This window comes from Pseudomonas sp. UMAB-08 (assembly GCF_900095225.1).
Lineage (GTDB): Bacteria > Pseudomonadota > Gammaproteobacteria > Pseudomonadales > Pseudomonadaceae > Aquipseudomonas.
The window spans coordinates 16,384-38,550 of record NZ_LT607417.1 but is presented as its reverse complement, the minus strand read 5'-3'; the positions used below and the strand labels follow the sequence as shown (position 1 = coordinate 38,550).

Annotated in this window: 22 protein-coding genes; 9 read left to right on the top strand and 13 right to left on the bottom strand. The window is 57.2% G+C overall.

The window, feature by feature from the left end; genetic code table 11:
* Positions 1-239: 239 nt before the first annotated feature.
* Positions 240-497 carry a hypothetical protein gene (locus K0F75_RS08120; protein WP_219061363.1) on the top strand — a complete coding sequence of 86 codons (258 nt, stop codon included), beginning with the start codon at positions 240-242 and terminating at the stop codon, positions 495-497.
* 83 nt (positions 498-580) lie between these two features.
* Here K0F75_RS08120 and K0F75_RS08115 read toward each other — a convergent pair whose 3' ends face one another.
* Positions 581-1,144 (bottom strand): histidine phosphatase family protein, encoded by a 564-nt coding sequence (locus K0F75_RS08115; RefSeq protein WP_219061362.1) that lies wholly within the window; start codon positions 1,142-1,144, stop codon positions 581-583.
* 168 nt (positions 1,145-1,312) lie between these two features.
* Here K0F75_RS08115 and K0F75_RS08110 point away from each other — a divergent pair, with 168 nt between their 5' ends.
* The 4 genes from K0F75_RS08110 to K0F75_RS08095 all read left to right on the top strand — a co-directional run bounded on the left by K0F75_RS08110 (position 1,313) and on the right by K0F75_RS08095 (position 5,693).
* Positions 1,313-2,251 (top strand): 2-hydroxyacid dehydrogenase, encoded by a 939-nt coding sequence (locus tag K0F75_RS08110; protein WP_219061361.1) that lies wholly within the window; start codon positions 1,313-1,315, stop codon positions 2,249-2,251.
* A 120-nt stretch (positions 2,252-2,371) separates the two neighbouring features.
* Entirely contained in the window at positions 2,372-2,773 is a 402-nt protein-coding gene (locus tag K0F75_RS08105) for a DUF488 domain-containing protein (RefSeq protein WP_219061360.1), read from the top strand.
* Between the two features lie 233 nt (positions 2,774-3,006).
* The gene (ccoN, locus tag K0F75_RS08100; protein ID WP_219061359.1) at positions 3,007-4,443 is read left to right on the top strand and encodes a cytochrome-c oxidase, cbb3-type subunit I; all 1,437 of its coding nucleotides are present in this window, start codon (positions 3,007-3,009) and stop codon (positions 4,441-4,443) included.
* 119 nt (positions 4,444-4,562) lie between these two features.
* Entirely contained in the window at positions 4,563-5,693 is a 1,131-nt protein-coding gene (locus K0F75_RS08095) for an HPP family protein (protein ID WP_219061358.1), read from the top strand.
* Here the strand turns inward: K0F75_RS08095 and K0F75_RS08090 are convergent, their stop codons facing one another.
* Entirely contained in the window at positions 5,694-6,557 is an 864-nt protein-coding gene (locus K0F75_RS08090) for a LysR family transcriptional regulator (protein WP_219061357.1), read from the bottom strand.
* Between the two features lie 98 nt (positions 6,558-6,655).
* Here K0F75_RS08090 and K0F75_RS08085 point away from each other — a divergent pair, with 98 nt between their 5' ends.
* Together K0F75_RS08085 and cdd are read left to right on the top strand one after the other, a co-directional pair.
* Positions 6,656-7,489: a hypothetical protein gene (locus K0F75_RS08085; RefSeq protein WP_219061356.1), complete on the top strand. Its 834-nt coding sequence runs from the start codon at positions 6,656-6,658 to the stop codon at positions 7,487-7,489.
* Positions 7,461-7,892, top strand: a complete 432-nt coding sequence (gene cdd, locus K0F75_RS08080) for a cytidine deaminase (RefSeq protein ID WP_219061355.1) — start codon at positions 7,461-7,463, stop codon at positions 7,890-7,892. The genes K0F75_RS08085 and cdd overlap by 29 nt, the downstream gene beginning before the upstream one ends.
* 115 nt (positions 7,893-8,007) lie before the next feature.
* Here cdd and K0F75_RS08075 read toward each other — a convergent pair whose 3' ends face one another.
* The 3 genes from K0F75_RS08075 to K0F75_RS08065 form a co-directional block, all read right to left on the bottom strand.
* Positions 8,008-9,426, bottom strand: a complete 1,419-nt coding sequence (locus K0F75_RS08075) for a short-chain fatty acid transporter (protein WP_219061354.1) — start codon at positions 9,424-9,426, stop codon at positions 8,008-8,010.
* Between the two features lie 218 nt (positions 9,427-9,644).
* Complete coding sequence (locus tag K0F75_RS08070) at positions 9,645-10,301, bottom strand: CoA transferase subunit B (RefSeq protein WP_219061353.1); 657 nt, start codon at positions 10,299-10,301, stop codon at positions 9,645-9,647.
* A 75-nt stretch (positions 10,302-10,376) separates the two neighbouring features.
* Positions 10,377-11,078, bottom strand: a complete 702-nt coding sequence (locus K0F75_RS08065) for a CoA transferase subunit A (protein WP_219061352.1) — start codon at positions 11,076-11,078, stop codon at positions 10,377-10,379.
* A 131-nt stretch (positions 11,079-11,209) separates the two neighbouring features.
* On the opposite strand from K0F75_RS08065, the gene K0F75_RS08060 reads away from it, so the two are divergent.
* On the top strand, positions 11,210-12,121 hold the full coding sequence (locus K0F75_RS08060) for a LysR family transcriptional regulator (protein WP_219061351.1): 912 nt from the start codon (positions 11,210-11,212) through the stop codon (positions 12,119-12,121).
* Positions 12,122-12,265: 144 nt separating this feature from the next.
* A complete protein-coding gene (locus K0F75_RS08055; protein WP_219061350.1) occupies positions 12,266-12,532 on the top strand; it encodes a hypothetical protein in 267 nt (88 codons plus the stop codon).
* Positions 12,533-12,539: 7 nt separating this feature from the next.
* Here the strand turns inward: K0F75_RS08055 and ssuE are convergent, their stop codons facing one another.
* The 8 genes from ssuE to K0F75_RS08015 all read right to left on the bottom strand — a co-directional run bounded on the left by ssuE (position 12,540) and on the right by K0F75_RS08015 (position 22,164).
* A complete protein-coding gene (gene ssuE / locus K0F75_RS08050; protein ID WP_219061349.1) occupies positions 12,540-13,121 on the bottom strand; it encodes an NADPH-dependent FMN reductase in 582 nt (193 codons plus the stop codon).
* Positions 13,122-13,399: 278 nt separating this feature from the next.
* Complete coding sequence (locus K0F75_RS08045; protein ID WP_219061348.1) at positions 13,400-14,476, bottom strand: polysaccharide biosynthesis/export family protein; 1,077 nt, start codon at positions 14,474-14,476, stop codon at positions 13,400-13,402.
* Between the two features lie 145 nt (positions 14,477-14,621).
* A complete protein-coding gene (locus K0F75_RS08040) occupies positions 14,622-16,031 on the bottom strand; it encodes an undecaprenyl-phosphate glucose phosphotransferase (RefSeq protein WP_219061347.1) in 1,410 nt (469 codons plus the stop codon).
* Between the two features lie 13 nt (positions 16,032-16,044).
* Positions 16,045-17,262, bottom strand: coding sequence for a glycosyltransferase family 4 protein (locus K0F75_RS08035; protein WP_219061346.1), 1,218 nt, complete (start codon positions 17,260-17,262; stop codon positions 16,045-16,047).
* Positions 17,263-17,324: 62 nt separating this feature from the next.
* Positions 17,325-18,470, bottom strand: a complete 1,146-nt coding sequence (locus K0F75_RS08030; RefSeq protein WP_219061345.1) for a glycosyltransferase family 1 protein — start codon at positions 18,468-18,470, stop codon at positions 17,325-17,327.
* Complete coding sequence (locus K0F75_RS08025; RefSeq protein ID WP_219061344.1) at positions 18,409-19,863, bottom strand: hypothetical protein; 1,455 nt, start codon at positions 19,861-19,863, stop codon at positions 18,409-18,411. Before K0F75_RS08025 ends, K0F75_RS08030 begins: the two co-directional genes overlap by 62 nt.
* 46 nt (positions 19,864-19,909) lie before the next feature.
* Complete coding sequence (locus K0F75_RS08020; protein WP_219061343.1) at positions 19,910-21,166, bottom strand: glycosyltransferase family 4 protein; 1,257 nt, start codon at positions 21,164-21,166, stop codon at positions 19,910-19,912.
* Positions 21,163-22,164 carry a glycosyltransferase gene (locus K0F75_RS08015; protein WP_219061342.1) on the bottom strand — a complete coding sequence of 334 codons (1,002 nt, stop codon included), beginning with the start codon at positions 22,162-22,164 and terminating at the stop codon, positions 21,163-21,165. The genes K0F75_RS08020 and K0F75_RS08015 overlap by 4 nt, the downstream gene beginning before the upstream one ends.
* Positions 22,165-22,167 lie beyond the last annotated feature (3 nt).

The following is a 22,167-nucleotide window of genomic DNA, read 5'->3' as shown; positions in this document are numbered from 1 at the left end:
CCTTCTTGATCGCCATGCCGGCCCCGAAAAATCGAGGCCTCCCAAGTCTCAAGCATTAACAGCAACCATCAGCGAGAGCAATCAAGCTGTCGCTGCTGCACTGTAGCAAGTCGTCGATGACGAAATGGTGAGTGAGCCGTCGGTCACTATGGCAGCGATTCGGCGACTGACAGGTATTCCCGGAACCGCTCGGTCACGGTTAAAATGGCGCCAATTTTTTAACGAGGGATTGTCTCGGCATGGAGATGACGGTAAAGACTTTTTTGGAGCTCAACATAGCGAAGCGCGAGCCGGGCGTATTTTTTTCGAGCTGTATCCGCACGTTCACTGACGCCGAGCTGCTTTACGAAATAAACGTTGATCAGAATCTGGAAACAGTGGATGTCGGGCTGTACTCGATGCATGACAAGTACGTGTGGTCACAGAAGCGTGTTTATTTCATTTACGACGAAGACGGCAAACAGTTCCTTCGCTCCGTTCCTCGGAACCAGATCTGACCCGCATCGAGTCGTCTGGTTTCGGGCCTGACATCATATTCATAAGGGCGTCTCAGGCGCCTTTTGCACCCGCTCTCAAATCCTCACAAAACCCCTTCCTGCATCCGTAACCGCCACCGCCCATTGAACCGTAGCTCGGTCGCCGATAACGGCTCGATGTCGATTGCGTTAAACGCTGCCGGTGGGCATTGCAGGGCATGCAGGATGGCGGCGCGGATCACGAAGGGGTGGGTGATCGCTACCCAGTGTCCCGGTGTGCGCAGGGTGTCGAGCCATGCGCCGACGCGGGTGCAGACCTCAGCCACCGATTCGCCGCCGTGCGCAGTTGAAGCGCTGTCTGCAGACCAGTCCTGGAGTGCTTCGGGCTCATGCGCCTGGAGGTCTTTGATGCGCTTGCCTTGCCAGCGTCCAAAATCACAATCGCGCAGCTCGCGGACGATATCCATCTGCGACCCGAACAGGTGAGCGGTTTGCCGGGCGCGGGTCTCGGGTGCGCTGATTAACTGCACGGAAGGCTTGAAACGGTTGGCCAGCGAATGCCCGGTAGCCTGCCAATCCAGTTCGACAGGCTCGTCCAGCGGAAAGCGTGCGAGCTTCTGTGCGAGTGTCCGGGCATGGCAGATCAAGGTCAAACGAGTGGCCATCACAGGGGTCCCTAAGGGCTTTACGGGTGGGCAAGTTTACATGGCCCATGCCCTTGTATCATTTTGCGGGGGCGACCGCCGTTTGCCACGTGACGGGCGGGCCTGATAGACGGCATAGTCATCAGACTGATTTTGGGTGATCTGACCTTGGACTCTGGAGTGGAGGGGCGTATGACGACGACTGTTCTGGTGCTGGTTGAAACCATTCACGACTATTTGTCGATACTCGAAAGCAATGGTTTCAAGCTGATTCTGGCGACGAGCCCGGCCGAACGTAAAAAAGCCATTGAGGCGCACGGCGCGCAGATCAATGCGGTGTTGACCCGCGGTCCGTTAGGTTTTTATGCGGATGAAATCGCCGCGCTGCCGCATCTGGAAATCATCTGCGTGATCGGTGCCGGTTATGAGCATGTCGACCTTGAGGCCGCCAAGGCTCGGAATATTACGGTGACAAACGGTGCCGGGGTCAATGCGCCCTCGGTCGCCGACCACGCGCTGGCGTTGTTGCTGTCGCTGGTGCGTGATATCCCGCGTGCCGATGCATCGGTGCGGCGTGGCGAATGGCGTAAAGTCATGCGTCCTTCGCTGGCCGGCAAGCGCCTCGGTATTCTTGGGCTGGGTGCTGTGGGCATGGCGATCGCCAAACGTGCCGCCCTGGGTTTTGACATGTCCGTGAGTTATCACAATCGCCAGCCCCGCAGTGATGTGCCTTATGCTTATTGCGCAAGCCCGGTCGAACTGGCGAGCGCCTCGGACTTTTTTATCGTCGCGACACCGGGCGGTGCAGGGACTCGGCAGTTGGTCGACAAACAGGTACTGGATGCCCTGGGGCCTCACGGTTTTATCGTCAACATCGCGCGTGCCAGCGTCATCTCGACGGCGGACCTGATCGAGGCGCTTGAACAAAATCGTATCGCTGGCGCCGCGCTGGATGTCTTCGATGATGAACCGCACGTGCCGGACGCGCTCAAGGCGTTGAGCAGCGTGGTGCTCACCCCTCATGTCGCAGGACTCTCTCCGGAAGCTTTGCAGGGTACTGTTCAGTTGGTGGCGGACAATCTGCTGGCGTACTTTTCCGGGCAACCGGTGCTGACGCCAGTGCGCAGTTGAATCGAGCGTTAACGTTGTGACCCTGTTACGGGCCTGCCTTCGCCAGCGGCGGCCCACTAGCGGCAGAGAGCCTTGGTTATGTCCCAACTATACTCAGCCCGTCGGTAAAAGGAGAAGGCCATGATTCAATGCAAGCGCGCTTATGACCCGGCGTCCCCCGCAGATGGTTATCGGGTATTGGTCGATCGCCTTTGGCCAAGAAACATGCGCAAAGATCACTTGGTCCTCAACGCGTGGTTGCCTGACACGGGCCCGACCACCCCGTTGAGAAAGGCCTTCAAAAGTGGCGCGATGAACTTCACGGATTTTTGTACGGGGTATCGCCAGGAACTGACGGCGCATCCGGAACATTGGTGGCGATTGCTCGAGCCTGCCCGGCAAGGCACGCTGACACTCGTCTATTCGGCGAAAGACACTGCGCATAACAATGCAGTCGTGCTGATGGAATGGCTTGAAGAAGAACTGGACAAGCAGGGGCCGCAAAGTTCTCCTGTGTGTTATGCAGGCTCACACCTCAAGTGAACAACAGGTGTAACGCAAGTAACCTCAATAAAAGTGAAGTCAAACATCATTAATTTGACATTGCCCAGCCTGCCGCTGATCGGCAAACTGCTGGCGCTCACTGCTTAATGTCTCCATCCCCGCTGTCTTGAGCGCTTGCTTCATTGAGTTCTGACGCTTGAATTCAAGGCACCCACGTGTCTTTTTTTCGGCGATCAGTGTGAGTCACTCAGTGTGCTTGTAATGGAATAATTATGGCCCGTGTCAATGCTCCCGATATAAACGCTTCCTATAATTACGACGTCGTTCGCCGCTTCACGTTAATGACCCTGCTCTGGGGAATACTTGGCATGGCGATGGGCGTGGTTCTGGCGGCGCAGTTAGTCTGGCCTGAGCTGAACTTGAATTTGCCATGGACCACATTTGGTCGTTTGCGGCCTGTTCATACCAATCTGGTGATTTTTGCATTTGGTGGCGGTGCATTATTTGCAACGTCATTGTATGTGGTTCAGCGCACCTGCCGGGTTCGATTGATCTCCGACAGGCTGGCCAACGTTGTGTTCTGGGGCTGGCAAGCCATTATTGTGGCGCTGTTGATTACTTACCCGCTGGGATACACCACGTCTAAAGAATACGCTGAGATGGAGTGGCCTATTGCGATAGCGGTGGCCGTCATCTGGGTGGCGTATGCCTATTTGTTTTTCGGCACTATCGCCCGCCGCACCGTTAAGCATATTTATGTCGGTAACTGGTTTTACGGTGCTTTCATCGTGGTGACGGGCATGGTGCATGTGATCAACCACCTTTCGGTTCCGGTCAGTTTGCTGAAGTCTTATTCGGTCTATTCCGGCGCGACTGATGCAATGGTCCAGTGGTGGTATGGGCATAGTGTTGTGGGCTTTATTTTGTCTGTCGGCTTTTTGGGCATGATGTATTACTTCGTGCCGAAACAGGCCGAGCGGCCGATTTACTCCTATCGGTTATCCATCGTGCATTTCTGGTCGATCATTACCCTGTACATCTGGGCGGGTCCGCACCATTTGCATTACACCGCGCTGCCAGACTGGGCTCAGTCGCTGGGCATGGCGATGTCGATGATTCTGCTGGCGCCAAGCTGGGGCGGCATGATCAACGGCATGATGACCTTATCGGGCGCCTGGCATAAGTTGCGTACCGACCCGATTTTGCGGTTCCTTGTTGTGTCTCTGGCGTTCTACGGCATGTCGACCTTTGAAGGACCGATGATGGCTATCAAAACCGTCAATGCGCTTTCTCATTACACCGACTGGACCATCGGCCACGTACACGCTGGCGCCCTCGGTTGGGTTGCCATGATCAGCATCGGGACGCTGTACCACATGATCCCCAAACTGTATGGCCGCGAGCAAATGCATAGCGTGGGGCTGATCAACGTGCACTTCTGGCTGGCGACCATCGGTACTGTTCTGTACATCGCGTCGATGTGGGTCAATGGCATCACTCAGGGCTTGATGTGGCGTGCGATCAACGATGACGGGACACTGACTTACTCCTTCGTCGAAACGCTACAAGCCAGTCACCCAGGCTACGTTGTGCGGCTTATCGGCGGTTCGACCTTCGCTGTCGGGATGCTGCTGATGGCCTACAACACCTGGCGCACTGTGCGAGCAGGCGAGCGCAACGCCCAGTATCCGATTGCGGCCGTGGTTTGATTGACGACAAGAGATGCGAACCGTTTCCCTGTCCAGGGATGAATATTTTTTAGTATCGTCGCGCTGATACGAGGCTCTCTCACTTTTGTGGGGGCGCCTTTTAAATTCTGGTTTTGATTATGCAACGTTACAGTTTTATGGGTTGGCTTGGTCGTTTTGCGCCAGCCGCAATGAATACGCGTCCCAAGGAATGGCTGAGGGCAAGCGTTGGAAGTTTTCTCGGGTTGCTGATCTGCACGCTGATCTGCCGCGAAGTTTTTGGCAGTTCAGTAGCATTGCATTTGATGGGGCCTGTGGCGGCGTCGGCCGTTATCCTGTTTGCCGTTTCTTCCGGGGCGCTGGCACAGCCCTGGCCGGTGATCGGCGGTTATCTGACCTCAACGGCTGTGGCGTTGATTATCACTCATTATTTCGGCTACTCGCCGCTAAGCGCCGCCTTGGCCGTTGGTCTGTCCTTGGGCGCGATGTGTGTGTTGCGGTGCTTGCACCCCCCGGGCGCTGCGTTGGCCTTGTGTCTGGTGTTGGCGGATACCGAGCTCTCCGGGATGGGCCTTCAGGTGTTTTACCCTGTCATGCTCAATGCGATTTGCCTGCTGATTGCGGCGTTGCTCTACAACAACATCACGGGCGTGCGATATCCCAAACTGCACGTTGTGATGGCTGTGCGCGCTACTGACGATCCAGCCCCACAAGAACGAGTCGGTATCACCTCTGCGGACCTGGACCTGGCGTTGGCCGACATCGGCGAGTTTGTCGATGTGACACATGAAGAACTCGAAGAGATCGTGCGTGCCACTGAAAAGTACGCGTTGCGGCGCAGCATGGGCGATATCACGGCGTCTCAGATCATGTCGCGTGACTTACAGTGCGCCACCCCGGAGACGTCGGTCGAGCAGGCGCTGAATATGCTGACATCGCAACACCTCAAGACGTTGCCGGTTCTGGATAAGGGGCGGCGTCTTGTCGGCATTGTCAGCTTGATTGATTTGCTTGGGCATTCGCGCAATACCAGGCGATTGGGGGTATTGGGCCGATTGGGCCTGCGCCGCGGCAGGGTGCTGGAGCACGTGATGACCCGCCCGGTCACCTGTGTCAGCGGCAATGCGCATGTCGTCGAACTGATTCCGCTGTTATCAGGATCGGGGCTGCACTGCCTGCCCGTCATCGAGAAGGGAGAGTTGGTCGGCATCGTGACCCAGACCGATCTGATTGCAGCGCTTCATCGGGATTTGATCATGCATCTTGGATAACTAGATGATCGGGTCCCAGCGTTGCGACCAATCACTGTCTGCTTTGACGATGTCTCGCAACAGCTCGAAAGCCGACTGCAATACCGCTGAGTCACGATCACGCGAATAGACCAGATAGGTGGGGTAGGTGAACTCTGGCGCCTTTGGCACGCGCTCGAACACGCCGCTGTCCAGATAACTCTGGACCACCCGCGTACGGAAGTAACCGGCACCGCCATTTTCAAGAATGTATTGCAGCGCCAAGGGCCCCAGGTTGAAGCCGATCGCCGCTTTGGCCTGGTCTGGAAGTGCCGCATCATGTTGCTTGCGGAAGTCATCGCCCCAGTCGACATACACGTAGGGCTCCGGGTTGGATGCCAGGCGCACCTGAATCAGTTTCTCTTCCAGCAGTTGCTCAACCTGCAGGCCCGGCCAGTAAGTGGGCTGATAGACCAGCGCCGCATCCAGTACCCCCAGCTCCAGTTGCTGCAACAGTTGCTTGCCGTCCCCTATCTCTGCACGCAAGGCATGGGTCGGAATTTTTTCGCGCATCTGTTGCACCCAGCTCAGCATCAGCGGGTTGCACAAACTGACTTCACCACCGATGTGCAGCACATTGCGGTAGCCTTCAGGCAGAGGAAGGTCCCGGCGCGCCGCTTCCCAGGTCTGCACCAGTTGATTGGCATACACCACGAACGCTTCGCCATCTGCCGTCAATTTAGCGCCGGCCCGGTTGCGGATGAACAGCGTGCAGTTGAGATGACTCTCAAGCTTCTGCACGCGGGCCGTAATGGCCGTCTGCGTGACATGCAGTCGTTCGGCGGCAGCGACAAGGCTGCCGTACCGCGCGATCTCTACAAAGGTCCGAGCCAGGTCGATGTCCATGTGGGTTCACTTCAAATCAGAGGGCTTGATTGTAAAGGCATCCGCCAGGCGCAGGGAGTCTGTGAATGGCGGAGGAATGCGCGGGTTGAATCTTGGCTATGCTCATTGTGCTGTCGAAACCTGTCGGACGGTTTCAGAGAGGTTGCCCGATCCTCATTAGAACCGTGGAGAATCTGACGATGCGTTGGTTGAAACAGCACCCCGTCGCGATCAACCTGATACTCGCCTTTGCTATCGCGGTGCTGGTGAGTTTATGGGTCAACTACTTCACGGCACCCGAGCCCATGTCCGACCGGAAACACCTGTTGATGGGCGTGGCGATCGTCCTGCTGGGGATTCAGTGTGGGTACAACCTGAACGTTTCGCGGGCCAAGAAGCGAATTATTTATGAGCTTCTTGATTTAGGCGTTCACTTTTTCATCGCCAATGCCAACACGCCCATCACCTCCAGGGACTTGAGGATCATCGTTCACCTGTGGGAGAAGACCAGGCCCGGCAAAGACCTCCCTGCCCAACGTTGTCTGGTGCCTAAATACTGGAAGGCTGAAACCGAACCCTGGGACTACCGGGCGATTCCGCTGGATTGGGAGTCGATCAGGAGGTGGTTTATCAATGTCAAAGCGTTCCATGAACAGCGGGTCATCTGCGGTGAGCCGTCAGAACCCGATCCGCTGTTGACGGCAGAACTGGCAAGGCTGTTCGTGCATGCGCCCTTCGCCGGAAAATCAATTATTTCGGCACCCGTCTGGTCCAGGAAAGCCCCATTGTCAGTCATCGGCACATTGACCTGCGACTCCGTTCGCGGCATGGAAGAGCTCGACTGGTGCAAGAAGGGTGTCATCAATGAAAATGCGAGGAACATGCTGGAAGCCCTGGCTAATTCAATCGGAAGGATCATCTCGAATGACGAAGAAACCGCTAAAGACGCATAGCGCCGCCGAGCGTCGAACGCGCCTGTCGGATGAAGCCGTCTCGGCCGCCGATCAAGCGTATGCGCCGTATTCGAAGTTTCACGTGGGCGCTGCGGTACTTGGCGCGTCAGGAGTGATTTATCGCGGCGCCAACATCGAAAATGCCAGTTATGGGTTGGGCATCTGTGCAGAACGCGTGGCCCTGGCCAGTGCGCGAATGGCGGGGGAGCAAAACATTGCTGCCATCGCGATTGCCTGTGTGAGCGCCGCCAACGACTCCCCCCTCAACGAAAAAATGCCCTGCGGCGCCTGCCGACAGTGGATTCAGGAACTGGCCCCCGATGCGGAGATTTTTATTGTTGGCGAGGAGGAAAGTTACTCCATCGCTCAGCTTCTGCCCCACGGGTTCACACTGCGCACGTGATCCGTTTCTCGCGTAGCCAGGCAAACGCACAGAATGGCTTCTAACCACACTGCGAAGGCTGCGTAGGCGCCGTCTTGAAGGCCACCTCTTGCATCGGCAAGAAGTGGCCAATGGCTCACGGCATGACCGGCGGTAGATACGTCAGTGTGGTGCCCAACGCCCACAGCATGAACAGCACCAGAGGGGCATGGACCAGCAACTGCACAAACGAGAAGCCGATCAGGTCACGTGCTTTCAGACCCAGAACGCCCAGCAGCGGCAGCATGTAGAACGGGTTGATCAGGTTCGGCAGCGCTTCGGCCGCGTTGTAGATCTGCACTGCCCAGCCCAGATGGTATTTCAGGTCATTGGCAACTTGCATCACGTAAGGCGCTTCGATGATCCACTTGCCGCCACCCGATGGAATAAAGAAGCCCAGCACCGCCGAGTACACGCCCATCAGCAGCGCATAAGTATCGTGCGAGGCGATCTGGGTGAAGAAGGTCGAAATGTGGTGGGCCAGGGTTTGCGCATCGCTGCCTTTGACCGTGGTCATCAGTGCCGCAATCGAACCGTAGAGCGGGAACTGGATCAATACGCCCGTGGTGGTTGGCACTGCGCGAGACACCGCATCGAGGAAGCTGCGCGGTCGCCAGTGCAGGAGGGCGCCGGTCATGATGAACAGAAAGTTATAAGTGTTCAGCCCGGAAATGGCGGTGATTGCCGGTTTAGTCGAGAACTCATGGAACAACCAGCCAGCAGCCAGCAGCACCAACAGGATGATCAGTATCGGGCTGTACTCAAGCCACTCACCAGGGCGTGAGCGCTTGGGAATTGCTGGCAGACTGAAGCTCGGATCGACACCGCAGGCTGCCGCATCCTTGGCGCTGGAAGGGCCGGGCGCGGTGGCGTAGGCGATGATCAGCGAGACCACGATCAGGATCGCGAGCATGACGCCAGACTGCCAGAGGAAGATGGTTTGGGTGAAGGGGATCATGCCGGTAATCGCCAGGATCGACGGTGGCAGGCTGGCCGGGTTGGCTTGCAGTTGCGCGGCCGAAGACGAAAGTCCCAGCGCCCACACCGCACCCAGGCCCAGATAAGCCGCCGCACCGGCGGCACGATAGTCCATGCGCAAATCGGTGCGCCGCGCCAGCGCGCGAACCAGCAGGCCGCCAAACACCAGCGACAACCCCCAGTTCAGCAAGGAGGCAACCATGGAGATCAGTGCTACCCAGGCCACTGCCGAGCGCCCGTTCTTCGGGATGCGCGCCAAGCGGTCGATCAGGCGTACGGCGGGTGGCGAGCTGGCCACTACGTATCCACCGATCACCACGAAAGCCATCTGCATGGTGAACGGAATCAGGCTCCAGAAACCGTCGCCAAACGCGGTGGCGGCCTCAGTCGGTTTGGCGCCCATGGCCATGGTCGCAACGGCCACGATAACCACGGCCAACACGGCAAACACCCAGGAGTCAGGGAACCAGCGTTCGGCCCAATTGGCGCAACGCAGGGCAAAGCGGGCATAGCGGCTGTCTTCGATATGGGCGGCCATGGGTCCTACCTTTTTTGAATTTATTATTGAGGGGCTAAGGGGCTAGCCCGTTTTTTTAGAGCACGCGCAAAGCGGTGAAGCTACAAAACAACAAACCCCTTCAATCATTGAAGGGGCAGAATGGCACAGCGTGGAGGCATCGTTTGGTGACCTCTCGACTATTTTGGTGTGAGGGCTGACGTCTTCGCGAAAGCAATCGGCCAGACGCCGCGTCACTGTCAGAAACTCATTTCCACGACATCGTCCGGCACGATCAATTTGCCGGCGGTCTTCGCGATGATTTCTTCGATGCTGACCCCCGGCGCGCGCTCGCGCAGGATGAATGCGCCGTCGGCGATTTCCAGGTAAGCGAGGTCGGTCAGCACTTTGCGGATGCAACCGGCACCGGTCAGCGGCAGGCTGCAACGTGTCAGCAGTTTGGATTCACCGTCTTTGGAGGCGTGGGTCATGGTGACGATGATGTTGTCGGCACCGGCCACCAGGTCCATCGCGCCACCCATGCCTTTGACCAGTTTGCCGGGGATCATCCAGGAGGCGATGTTGCCCTCGACGTCGACTTCGAAAGCCCCCAGCACGGTGAGGTCCACATGACCGCCACGGATCATGGCGAAGGATTCAGCCGAGGAGAAAATCGATGCGCCTTTGCGGGCGGTCACTGTTTGTTTGCCAGCGTTGATCATGTCGGCATCGATGGTTTCTTCGGTCGGAAACTCACCCATGCCGAGCAGGCCGTTTTCCGACTGCAGCATCACGTCGATATCAGTGGGCACGTAGTTGGCGACCAGGGTCGGAATGCCGATGCCGAGATTGACGTAAAAACCATCTTTCAGTTCGCGTGCGACGCGCTGTGCCATTTGTTCGCGGGAAAGTGCCATGGTCAGGTTCTCTTATTGTTCGGAACGAGAGTGCTCTGGACGAGAAGACTCTTTGAGTGCAGCGAAAGAACGGCCTCAGGCCTTCTTGACGGTGCGCTGTTCGATGCGTTTCTCGAAGGTGCCCAGGATCACGCGATCAACATAGATACCGGGGGTGTGAATCTCGCTGGGTAGCAATTCGCCTGGCTCGACGATTTCTTCGACTTCGACCACGGTGATTCTGCCGGCGGTGGCGACCACAGGGTTAAAGTTCTGCGCCGTGTTGCGGTACACCACGTTGCCGAAATGGTCGGCTTTCCAGCCTTTGACGATAGCAAAATCGCCGGTGATCGCTTCTTCAAGGATCACGTGACGCCCGTTGAACTGGCGGGTTTCCTTGCCTTCAGCGACGGGAGTCCCGTAGCCGGTGGCGGTGTAGAACGCGGGGATGCCAGCACCGCCTGCGCGAAGTTTTTCAGCCAGGGTGCCTTGCGGGGTCAGTTCGACTTCCAGCTCGCCGCTGAGCAGCTGGCGTTCGAACAGCGCGTTCTCGCCAACATAAGACGCGACCATTTTGCGGATCTGGTGGTCTTCGAGCAGCACACCGAGACCAAAGCCGTCGACGCCGCAATTGTTGGAAACAACCGTAAGGCCTTTGACGCCACGGCGCTTTATTTCCGCGATCAGATTTTCAGGGATGCCACACAGGCCGAAACCACCAGACAGAACCGTCATGTTATCGGTTAGCCCATCCAGCGCTTCTTCGTACGTTGCCACTCGTTTGTCGAGCCCAGCCATAATGATCCGCCTTTTCTTTTGTAGTTGTAGACCGACAAGCAGGCTGTCGGAGAGCGTTCAGTGCATCTTCCCTTGCCTGTAATGATTTGTTAATTTTGTTTTTCTGATGGATTGATAAGAAAGCTAAATATATGAACGTCAAACAGCTCAGGGCTTTTCTGGCAGTCTCGCAATGCCTGAGCTTCGCCCAGGCGGGGGAGCGGCTGCATCTTTCCCAGCCAGCGTTGAGCCTGACCATCAAAAGCCTGGAAGAGGACTTGGGTGGGCCGCTGTTCAGTCGCACGACGCGCAGCGTCAGCCTCACACCGGAGGGTGAAACCCTGTTGCCGCTGGCGCGTCAGTTGCTGGCGGATTGGGACAACACCGAAGAGTTGCTGCGCCAGCGCTTTACCTTGCAGTTGGGCAAAGTGTCGATCGCAGCAATGCCGTCATTCGCCGGTAACTGGCTGCCGAGCGCACTCAAGGTGTTTCGTGATCGCTACCCACGGGTCAACGTCGCGGTGCATGACGTGATTAACGAGCAAGTGCTTGAGATGGTGCGTCATCGCCGGGTGGAGTTGGGTATCGGTTTTGAGCCAGAATCGAGCAATTCTCTGCTGTTCACCCCGTTTTATATGGACCGTTTCGTCGCAGTGGTGCCTGTGGATTCGCCGTTGGCCGAGCGTGAGGAGGTGACCTGGAGTGAGCTGTTGCAGGAAGACTTCATCGCATTGCAGCGGCCATCCGCCGTGCGTTTGTTGCTGGAGCAAGCCCTGCAGGCGCAGCATGGCAAGCTGTCGGTCGCGTTTGAAAGTCATCAGTTGGCGACTATCGGTCGTATGGTCGCCAATGGGCTTGGGGTCAGCGCCGTACCGTCGTTGTGCGTGCAGCAAATGCGAGAGCTGGGCGCGCATTGCATCGCGCTGATCGAACCGCGTATTGAACGGCGTATCGGCTTGATGATGCTGGCTGATCACACGCTCTCGACGGCGGCCCAGGCCTTGCGTGAGGTGTTGATCGGGTGTGCGCAGGAGCAAGTCTCGGGAATGGCCCGGCTTCACTAGAGGAGCGCTTGGGTGGCCGGGCTTTCTGAGGACGAGTGGAGAACACAGGGGAATCGATAGCGACTATCGAGCATGATGATTTCTACTCGGCCGAGGTGGCGAGTAGCCTTGGCTCATTCCGAAAAGAGCCTTGTGAACACGCCCATGAATCGCCTACTGACCCTTGCCCTGTTGCTCACCGCTGCCGTTCTCTCCGGATGTGCCAGCCACTCTCCTGAGCTGCGTCCCTACACCGCCGAAGAGACTCGCGAACTGGCGCTTGAAGACTTGAACCGTCGCGGGTTGTCGTTTGACGAATACCAGACCAAAAAAGCCCAATTGACCCACTCGCCACAGATCGTCCATGAATTCGACAACCGCGGCGAGATGAATGCAGCGCAGAGTGTCGCTCACCCTGATCGTCAGGGTTAATAGGTGTTCACAACGCCAGCTTCAAATGGCCGCCGGCCAGCGAGTGCCGGGCCTGGACCCTTCGCAGCAATCCATGATGGAAATGTTCCAACCCTTCATGCAGACGCTCGGTGAGGATATCGTCGAGTTCGCCACCTTGTTCATTGTTGCTGTAGCTGATCTGGGTATCGATGGCGAAGATGCCGTGCAGTACTTCCTGGCACTTGAGCGCCGAGAGCACCGGTTTCAGGGCGTAGTCCACCGCTAGCATGTGCGCGATGCTGCCACCGGTGGCCAGTGGCAGAACAACCTTGCCGTGCAACGAACGCTCGGGCAGCAGATCGAGCAGGGTTTTCAGGGCGCCGGAAAATGACGCCTTGTACACCGGTGTACCGATTAACAGGCCATCGGCCTGTTTGACCGCTTCGATAAAGTCGATGACCTGCGGGCTGTCGAAGTGCGCGTAGAGCAGGTCTTCCGCAGCAAAGTCTCGAATTTTGAGGGCCTGGACGTTCACATCGTGGGCTTGCAGCCAATGACGCGCATGTTCCAGGACCACGCCGGAGCGGGATTTCAGGGCAGGGCTGCCTGAGAGAGAAACTACCAACATGTTGTATTTCCTTGGGTCAATGTCGCCCGCCATGGTGATGGCTTCGGTCTGTTACCTCAGTACAAAGCAGCATGCATGCCAGCATTGAATAATTCTCCAACGCTTTGAAAGTAAACGATTTTACAGAATGTCATGGCGCGTCGATATGTCGTTGTGACTGCACAATCGGCACGTAACTGTTGGTTCACTGTTTCTGTGGCAACAGTCGTCAGTCGCAAATCGCAGGCAAAAAAAACCCCGCATTCGTCGAAGGCGGGGAGGGGTGTAGTGCGGTTCAGTTATTTGAAGGCGGTACCGGTAGCGACTACGCTGGCCGATGGCAGCAAGTTGCTGATGAAGCGGTTCCAACGGGTGATATTGGCCGGACCGACAAACACCACATCCTGTGCCTCGAGTTCAAATTGACGCGCGAGCACATAGGAGGTCGGTTTTACTGCGTTGAGGTGGTAGACCGTCGCGCCCTGGCCATCGTTATCCGCCGCGCGAATCACGTAGACCGCATTGCCGTCGGCAGAGTCCGGGCTAAGACCGCCGGAATTACCGAGGGCTTCCATCAGTGTCAGGCTGGTTGTGCCGAAAGAGATCACTTGCGGGCGCATGACTTCACCCAACACATAGATCTTGTTCTGCGAGTTGCTGTTCAAGTGCAGGTAGTCGCCATTCTTGAGGAGGATTTTGCTCAGTTGCGACCCTTTGCGGTTGAGTGCGTCGATATCGAGCACGTACTCCTTACCGTCACGACTGAGGGTCAACCCCGCCAGGTTGGCGTCGGTCAGATCCACCCCGGCAGCGCTGATGGCCTGCACCAGACTCAGCGGGACGTTGGTGATCGGTTGCGTCCCCGGGTTCTTGAACGCACCTGACAGCACGATGCGCTGGCTGTTGTAACGATAGACTTTGACGTCGACTTTGACCTCGGTGTATTGCGGCAGCAAGCCCATCCTCAGCTGTTCACGTATCTGTGCAACGGTCTTGCCCGCGGCCTGGATCCTGCCGACATAGGGGAAGAACACCGTTCCGTCGCTCAATACTTCCCGACTGTTGGCATCGAGCTGATCCATCGAGCCTGGCGCTGTCAATTCGGGGTGTTCGAAGACAGTCACCAATAAGGTGTCGCCTGGGCCGACCACGTATTCGGGAGTACGGTAGTTCAACAGCTCCGGCGGCAGCACTGAGGTTTTGGTTGCGACATGTTGTTGCTGCACGCTCTTGGGCGTAATGGCCACGAGGTGGACTTTAGGTTCGTCCGGTCCATTGTCTTCGACTTCATCTGGCGTCATATGCTGCCCGGGAGCAAATGCGCAGCCTTGCAAAATCAGGCTGGAAAGCAGCACAACAGCTAGGGTTCGCTTCATATATTTTATCCTTCCGAAAGGTGCACGGTGCACCACAGTGATTTCATTGCTTCCCTTACCAACACCGGTACCGCGTTATTGCAAGCGTGCACGCCCCGGTTCGCCTCCTCAACGAGCCTGGTGATACAAAAGATAGATGATTTATTTAAAATGCGTTTTTGTTGAGAAAGCCTTTGAACAGGGTCAACAGAATGATTTTTATGTCCAGCCAGACTGACCAGTGTTCGATGTATTCAAGGTCGAATTCGACGCGCTTTTGCATCTTGTCCAGCGTATCCGTTTCGCCACGCCAGCCATTGATCTGCGCCCAACCGGTGATTCCCGGTTTGACCTTGTGCCGCAGCATGTAACCGCTGACCTGCTTGCGGTATTGCTCGTTGTGCGCCACCGCATGAGGCCGTGGGCCGACGATGGACATGTCACCGCGCAACACGTTGAAAAACTGCGGCAGCTCGTCAAGCGAGGTGCGACGCAGGAAGGCGCCGAGGGGGGTGATTCGTGCATCGTTGCGCGTGGCCTGACGGACGTTATCGCCGTTTTCCTGCACGCTCATGCTGCGAAACTTCCAGACCATGATCGGCCGTCCATCCAGTCCATAACGACGCTGTCGAAACAGCACGGGACCGGGCGATGTGAGCTTGATTGCGATTGCAATCAATACCAGGGGTAAGGCGATCATCAACAGAATCAGGCTGGACAGCACGATGTCTTCCACGCGTTTGACCACGCTCCAGGCACCGTCCATGGGGGAATCGAAAATGCTGATACTGGCCAGGCCATTGATGCTCTCACTGCGTGCGTGCAGCAGCTCGAACATGAACATATCCGGGATCAGGTACACCGAGGCGGTGGTGTCGCTCAAGCCTTTGACCAATTCGCACAGGTGCGGCTGACCGAGCGCCAGGGTGATGTAAATCTTGTCGATGCGACCTTCGCGCGCATCGTTGATCAGTTGCTCCAGATTGCCCAGTACCGGCACGCGTCGGCCAACGGCCGTGAGATCCATCTGCTGAGGTTCCTCATCGTAGAAGCCGAGCAGGTTCATGCCCATCCAGGGGGCGCTGGAAATCGAGGTAGCCAAGCGTTCGCCACATTGCCCTGTGCCGACAATGGCCACGCGGCGGGTATTAAAGCCTCGTCGCCGTAAGCTGTGCAACAGGCTGCGGATCAATAGTCGATAACTGCACAGGGTCACCAGCACCAGTGCGAACCAGGCCATTTGACCGTTGTCCGGCACACTGACGTGGTTAAACAGCAGGTAATTCACCGTCAGCAGGATGACGAATGTCGTCGACCAATAACTGAAGATTTTGGTCAGTTCGCGCAGAATGCGTTCGCCGCGCCAAGAGCCATAGAGCTGGTGATACTCGCCGATCCAGTGGAATACCAGCACCGAGAGCATGATCAGAATCCACGGCTCGGCGCCCATGGGTGAGCCTTCGATCCGGTTCAGCCAATAACCGCAGAGCACGATGACGGTTAGATCGAGCAAGCGGTGGGCGACGGATAGCAGGGATTGGTTAGCGTGCAAAATGCCACGAAATTGTGTGCTCATGACCTGTGCTCGTTCAGAGTGATTTGATCGGAACTACACGTGCATGGTGATCGGCGATGGCCACTGGCGGAGTCGATGCCGTTGCGCTCGCTGGTCGAGGATGGCGTGAGGTGTGCGCGGCGCTCAAGCGTGCTTCGACGAAGTCTTTGATCTCTTGCTCGAAGCGCTCGCAGGAAAAACGTTCGGCGTTGGTGCGACAGGCCTGGGCGCTGATCCGGGGCTTGGCGTTTTCGAATTCGCCGATGGCCGCCACCAGTGCGGATACCGTCTGCTGGTGATAGAACACGCCGGTCGGCGTGGGATGGTCGAGGCCACAGATGGTTTCAAGGGCGCCACCCTTGGCGTAGGCGATCACCGGGGTGCCACAGGCTTGCGCTTCTACCGGGCTGATGCCGAAGTCTTCCTCGGCGGCAAAGACAAAGGCCTTGGCGTTGCGCATGTGTTCGAGCAATACGGCAAACGGTTGATAACCCAGCAGGGTCACGTTCGGCGCGTGGATGGCGCGTGCTTTTGCCATTTCCGGACCATCGCCGATCACGATCAGACGTTTGTCCGGCATTGCCGCGAACGCTTCGATGATCATCGGCATGCGCTTATAAGGCACCATGCGCGAGGCCGTCAGGTAGTACTCCTGTTTGGTTTCTTGCAGGGTGAATCCCAAGGTGTCCACCGGTGGGTAGATCACTGTGGATTCGCGGCGATAGGCTTTGGAGATGCGCCGGCCAATGAAATACGAGTTGGCGATAAAGTCATCGACCCCGGCGGCGGTGCGCTGATCCCACATGCGTATGTAATGCAGAACCATCCGCGCGAGCTTGCCTTTGAAGCCTTTGTTCAGTCCGGCTTCGAGCAGGTACTGGTGTTGCAAGTCCCAGGCGTAGCGGATCGGCGAATGGACATAGCTGATGTGCACCTGATCGGGGCCGCTCAGCACCCCTTTGGCCACGGCGTGGCTGCTGGAAATGATCAGGTCATAACCGGACAGATCCAGTTGTTCGATGGCCAGCGGCATCAGTGGCAAGTATTTCTGATAATGGGTTTTAGCTTTTGGCAGGTTCTGGATGAACGTAGTCTGAGCCTTCTTGCCACCCAAATGGGCGCGATCCTGATCGCTGAGAAAATCGATCACCGAGAACAGATCAGCCTCCGGCCAGGCCTTTATCAGCGCAGCGAGCACGCGCTCGGCGCCAGCGTAGGTCACCAGCCAGTCATGGACGATAGCAATTTTCATTGGATTCTCTCGTGTGTGCACAAGCCCGTGTTCAGGCTCGGGCAGGCTGCGTCTTGGCGTCGTCAAGACTTGCTGGAAGACGATTTCGCAGGAATGCTCTCGTTAACGGCCTGCTTCGTCGCCGTCTGCCGGGGCAGTTCAGGGCTACCGGGTTGCGCGAGCAGGGCGTCGATGCGCTGGGAAATGCGGCGGGCCGAGTCCTCCCAGGAAAATCGTGTCACGTTGTTCAAGCCGCGACGGCGCAAAGATTGACGTAACGGAAGATCGGTAAGAATGCGCTCCATGGCCGAGGCGATATGGCCGACGTCCACCGGGTCGAAGTACAGTGCGCTGGCTTGCAGCACCTCGGGAATCGATGCGGCATTGGCTGCCAGTACCGGGCAACCACAGGCCTGCGCTTCCAGCGGCGGGATGCCGAAGCCCTCATACAGTGAGGGGAATACGAAGGCTGTTGCGCCCTGATATTGAGCGATCAGCTCTGCGTCGCTGAGCCTGCCGAGAAAACGGATGCGGGGGTCGCTGTTGGCCAGACGTTGCAGGCTGGGGTCGGAAAAGATTTCGCTCGCCGCACCGACAATGTGTAATTGCAGATCTTCTTGAGTACGCAATGTCAGGAATGCTTCGATCATGCGACTGAAGTTTTTATGCGCACTGGGTGAAGACACCGCCAGCAGATAGTCCTGCTTATTGGTGAGCGGCGGACCCGGTTGAAAGGCGTCGCTGACCGCATTGGGCACCACGAAAATCTTGTTCTCGGGGTAGTTATAGAACTGTGAAATTTCCCCTTTTGAAAAATTGCTCACGGTCAGCAGCGCTTTGATTCGCATCAGCAGGATGGGGGTCATCACTCGATACAGGGTACGAAATGCGCGGGTGTAGCTTTCTGGGTGACGCACGTAAGTGATGTCGTGGTGGGTGGCAATCTGGTTGCCATACATCAGCGGCGCGGTGCTGCACAGCGATACGAGTAATGGGTTGCCCTGGCGGCGCAGATACAGCGGCAGGTCCAGTTGTTCCCAGAGGTGACCGCTATTGCGGCCAATGCATTGCACCTCTAGAACCTTGGCGCTTTCGTGCATTTTGATGCCGTGTGGGGCAACAAAGACCACGTCGTCGCGCATCTGCTTGAGTGCCAGGCAAGTCTGCTCAGCGAACCGCTGCACACCGCGCAGTTCCTGAGTGAGAAAACGAGCATTGATCACAATCATCGGAGGCGACCTGAAGGGAAGTTTGAAGGGCAAAAACAGGGTCAGTTGCCGGCCATGGCCGTAAGGGCGCGCAATTTACCGGGCTAAAGAGCGGAGGTTTGATGCCCAGACTGATGATTTTAGGAAATCCGTTTAGCGGGAGCTGTGCCGAGCAGCGACTGTCGTCGCATTGCCAGGCAATACCGCTGTCGAAACGGCCCTTTTCGGGCTCGTCGGTGTCAATGATCTGCACATTGCCACGCTGCACGCTGCTGGCATCGACGTGTATCTGTTGCGGGTTCTCGTTTGTGCTCCAGGCCACCAGTATCTGTTCCGGGCCTTTGGAGAAACGCAGGAGGTAAGTCGAGCCATTTACTCGGCTTTTTTCCGGCTCATAACTGTATTCGCGTAGCGTTGGACTGATTGCCTTGAGGGTCAGATAGGCTGGCTTGATCGCCATGTTTTGCTCAAGCAGGCCGAAATTCTGTTTCAGGTCGCTGCGGTCTTCGCCGTCATTGAGGAGGTCGTACCACCACATGCCCTTGATGTCCGGCACGGTGCGCACCAGAAAGAAGCTGCGGGCGAGGTACGCGGCCTGGGTTTTTTCATCCACGCCGCACTTGCCTTCGTTGCTGGGCCAGCCCATTTCAGTCAGGTACAAAGGCACTGGTTTGCCGGCAATCGACCTGAAACTTGCATCCACCTCGCGCAGCCAGGCAATCCAGTGCTCCGGGGTATGGCGTTCGACATTACGGCAATACACAGACGGATGCAGTGACAGGCCATCCACTTTGGACAGCACATCAGCTTCGAGTAAACGATCGGCGAAGCCCAGGTCGATCCCTCTGCTGGTGATCGCGCCCGCCAGGATTTTTACAGGGTGGGTTTGCCCTCGAATGCGCCGCACAGTTTCATCAACCAAGGCGATGTAATCGGCTGAGGAACCCGCATCGGCTGGATTCTCGTAATCCCACTCATTCCAGATCTCGAAAAAGTCGACGCGGCCCCTCAGCTTACGAGTGACGAAACTGGCATAGTTGCCGAAGGCTGCCCTGACTTGCGGCTCGCGGGGCTTTGCATTGTTGGCGTAAAACGGGTTGCCATAACCCAGTACCAACAGCGGGCGTAATCGATGTTCGTGCGCTGTGCTCAACCAAGTCTTCCAGGCCGGATCGATATGTAACTGTCCACGCCTGGGTTCAGCCGTCGACCAATAGGCATCGTCACGTACCGAGTCGATCCCAGCGTCGCTGATCAATTTCATGGCGGTGGCCGATGAACCGTTCTTATTGAGCAGGTGAGTGCCGACGCCAACGATGAACGACTCATCACCCATGGCTGCAGCACTGAGAAACAGGCTCGTCAGAAATAACGTCAGTTGCTGGCGTGACGGGGTCAGATTAGGAATGAGCATGTTTCGTCTCAGTGAAGAAACAACAGTCCGGAGCGGCTGCTCATGGTCACGGGCCGGGCAATACCGAATGGGACAGGGGTTGATCTTCATGCCGTACGATTTTGTCCAGAAGGGTCTGGGCGAAAATACTTTGATAGCTGTCAAGCATCAGGTCCAGGTTAAGCAGCGACGCGACGCTCGTACGTGCCTGGCCGCCAAGTCGGCTGAGCAGCTCCGGCTGCTGATGCAAGCGCAGCATGGCCAAGCCTAGCGAGTCAGGGTCATCGGGGTTGCATAGCAGGCCGTTGAGCCGATCCTGAATGAGCTCGGGTAACCCCCCCATACGGCTGGCGATAACCGGCAGTGAATGGGCACACGCTTCAACGGCGACCATGCCGAAAGGCTCGTTCCAGGTGGATGGCACCACAGCCACATCAATCTGGCTGTAAAACTCCGACGGTGCTTGGTAACCGACAAAACTGATGTTCGGCGAGGTCACCAACGCCTTGAGCCGCGCTTCATCATTGCGCTGGCCGCGCCCGGCAATCTGTAACGTGGCGTCGAACGGCAGGCGTTGGAATTGTTCGATCAACCAGCGCACGCCCTTCGCCTCGGACAACGTGCCCATGTAGCCAAAACGCAGCGGCTCTTTGGTATTCAGGGGATTGGCGTGCCGGGGCTTTACCGTTGGCGCGGGGAATGGACTGCTGTTGTGCACGACATAGGCCTTGGCACCCTGGAAGTAGCCTTGGCCTTGCAAGGTGTCGAGCATGAAACGGCTTACTCCAATCACCGTATCGACCTGGGCCGAGCGCCAGTCATAGCCCTTGCGAAACACTTTGCAGTTGAAGCACCGGCGCTCACAGTTTTTGCCATTCTTGAACATCGTGCTACTGGGGCAGAGCAGGTACATGTCATGCAACACCTGGACAATCGGTAAGCCAGCGGCACGGATTTCGTCCCAGGCTGAAATCGACCAACCACTCAGATTGTGGCAGACCACCACATCTGGCTGCTCTGCGCGGATCACGTCACGCACATACTCGCGCATGTCGCTGTTGTAGCGGTCGCGCATATGCCAGCGAAGTCGACTCAACTGCCCGGGGCGCTGCTCGGTATGGTGCCAATAGAGGTTGTGCAGGCCTGCGCGGTAAACCTTGACCTGGTTTAGCGAGTCTTCCCTCAGGCCCGGCTCTGGTGCAGTGGCCAATACCACCACCTTGCAGCCACGCGCTTGCAGGCCTTCCGCCGTGCGCTGCAGGATGATCTCTGCGCCGCCGCCGATATGCGGTGGATAAAGACTATTGATGAACAATACTTTCATAGGGGATACGACTGATGTAGCCCCAGCACGCCGGACTCGCCGTCGTGAATGGCTTTTTCGATCAGGCTCAAGCGTTGTTCTGCGCCACGTCGTTTGGCGATCACCCGCAGCAGGCGAAAGAACACCCAGCGGTTGAGACTGTACAGCCATGACGACGATGCCCAGATGTTCTTGTCGAACCATGCCTGATTACGCGCACCGTAATAGGCGCGCAGGTCCGAACCACCCAGCAGGAAGCTTTCATAGATGTTGTTGGTTTTGGCCTTGATGTTCCACGACTCTTCCAGGTCGTCGAGGAGCGCGTCGGGGACCAGGAATATCCGGCCGCCGCCGGCGGTAATACGCCAGGTGTATTCACTGTCATCTGCATACAGCAGCAACGCGTCCAGTGGCAGACCTATTTTTTCATACAGGCTGCGGTGGGCGAGCAAGCCGCCATAGGTCGCGAACGGTAATTGCACCATGGGCAGTTGCGATTGTTTGGCCCGAGGATGACCCCAAGGCAAGCGCCGCCAAATCTTGTAGGGCAACTGGGCGATATGGAAACCGAAGAAGCTCGAGCGCCGCTGAATGGCGAAGCGCTTGGGTACACCGGCGGCGAAGTCTGCCTGGTGGGTCGGGCGGAACCCCAATACGGCGGCTTTCTCACGGCCATCAATGCGCTCGCGTTGATACAGGCATTGGTGCAAGGTCGCGATGGCATTGACGGTCGGTGCGTTATCGTCGTCCATCAGCCAGATGTAATCAGCACCGGCATCCAGCGCAGCCTTGATCCCTACGGAGTAGCCTTTGGCCGAACCCGTGTTGTGCTGCAGGTAAATGATTTGAACCTGGCCGGGCCAGGCCCGAGTCAGGGATTCGAGTGGCGCCACCGACGCATTGCTGACGATGATCACCCGTTCGATCTGGGGGCTGGCCAATGAACGACTGACCAGCGTTTGCAGGTAAGACAAGCGATCACCATAGGTGAGTGTCACCAGCGTTGTTTTAGGGGTCATGGT